Source organism: Bacillus sp. JJ675 (assembly GCF_036963165.1).
In the GTDB taxonomy this organism is placed as follows: Bacteria; Bacillota; Bacilli; order Bacillales; family Bacillaceae; genus Bacillus; species Bacillus glycinifermentans.
Genome location: NZ_JBALMR010000134.1, coordinates 1 through 1,340, shown reverse-complemented (window position 1 = coordinate 1,340; position 1,340 = coordinate 1). Strand labels below are relative to the sequence as shown.

The 1,340-nt window shown below is 40.4% G+C and carries 1 protein-coding gene; it reads left to right on the top strand.

Annotated elements, in window-relative coordinates:
- Positions 1-1,305 (top strand): IS3 family transposase gene (locus tag V7126_RS23955; protein ID WP_438823826.1). Its coding sequence is split into 2 segments (ribosomal slippage), with 1,306 coding nucleotides annotated over them: positions 1-401 and positions 401-1,305; the frame shifts between segments, so codons are not numbered across the junction. This gene is flagged as partial in the annotation.
- Positions 1,306-1,340 lie beyond the last annotated feature (35 nt).

Sequence of the window (1,340 nt, the reverse complement as noted above, 5' to 3'; positions counted from 1 at the left end):
TAGGGAAGGGCATAAAACAATCGCCAGAGAGATCGGTGTTTCGTCAGGTGTGTTTCAGGTATGGATTCGCAAATACCATTACCATGGAGAAAGTGCGTTTCAAAAACTCTATACAACCTATTCTGTAGAAGATAAACTGAAGGTACTTCACTATATGATCGAAAATGGGACGTCGATCCGTGAAACAGCCGCCATCTTCAATATTCAAGCACCTTCTACGGTGGCTCAATGGCAGAAACTGTTCGAAACCGGAGGAATCGATGCCCTAAAACCGATGAAAAAGGGGCGGCCGTCAATGACAAAGAAAAATCAAAAAAGAACGAAGAAACAAACACCGCAAGAAGGATCAGTGGAAGCCATGCAGGCTGAAATTGAACGTCTGCGAATGGAGAATGCCTACTTAAAAAAGTTGAATACCTTAGTTCAAAACAAGGAAAAATTACAAAACAAGAAAAGGCCCAAGTAGTATTTGAACTAAGGACTGAATTTCCGGTAAAAGCCCTGCTTAAACTGGCTGGAATTCCGCGCAGTACGTATTATTACTGGGTCAAAACCTTCGGTCTTCCAGACAAAGATGCCAAATTAAAAACACTGATTCAATCGATTTATCATGAACATAAAGGCCGTTACGGGTACCGCCGGATACGCGACGAGCTTAAAAACCGGGGATATCAAATGAATCATAAAAAAATATATCGCCTCATGAAGGAACTGGGGTTGAAATGTCTCGTACGGATGAAAAAATACCGTTCGTATAAAGGAGAAACCGGCACGGTGGCACCAAACAGGCTAGAGCGGAATTTCAAGGCGGAAAAGCCGAAGATGAAATGGGTAACAGATATCACGGAATTTAAATTATTTGGGGAGAAGCTCTATTTATCGCCAATGCTTGATTTATTTAATGGCGAAATCATTGCTTATACAATTGGATCCAGGCCAACGTATTCATTGGTATCCGAGATGTTGGAAAAATCATTTGAACAGCTGACAGATAAAGAAAATCTGTTGATTCACTCCGATCAGGGCTGGCACTATCAAATGAAACAGTATCGCCACGCCCTAAAGGAACGAAATATTATTCAAAGTATGTCTCGTAAGGGAAACTGTTACGATAACGCGGTCATTGAAAGTTTCTTTGGTATTTTAAAATCAGAGTTTATCCATTTCAACGAATTTCAAAGCATCGAGCATTTTAAACAAGAGCTCGTAACATATATCGATTACTATAATCACAAACGGATCAAGGCAAAATTAAAAGGCATGAGCCCAGTACAATACCGGATTCATGCCAGTCATGTTACTTGAGAAAATAAGCTGTCTAACTTTTGGGGGTCACTTCA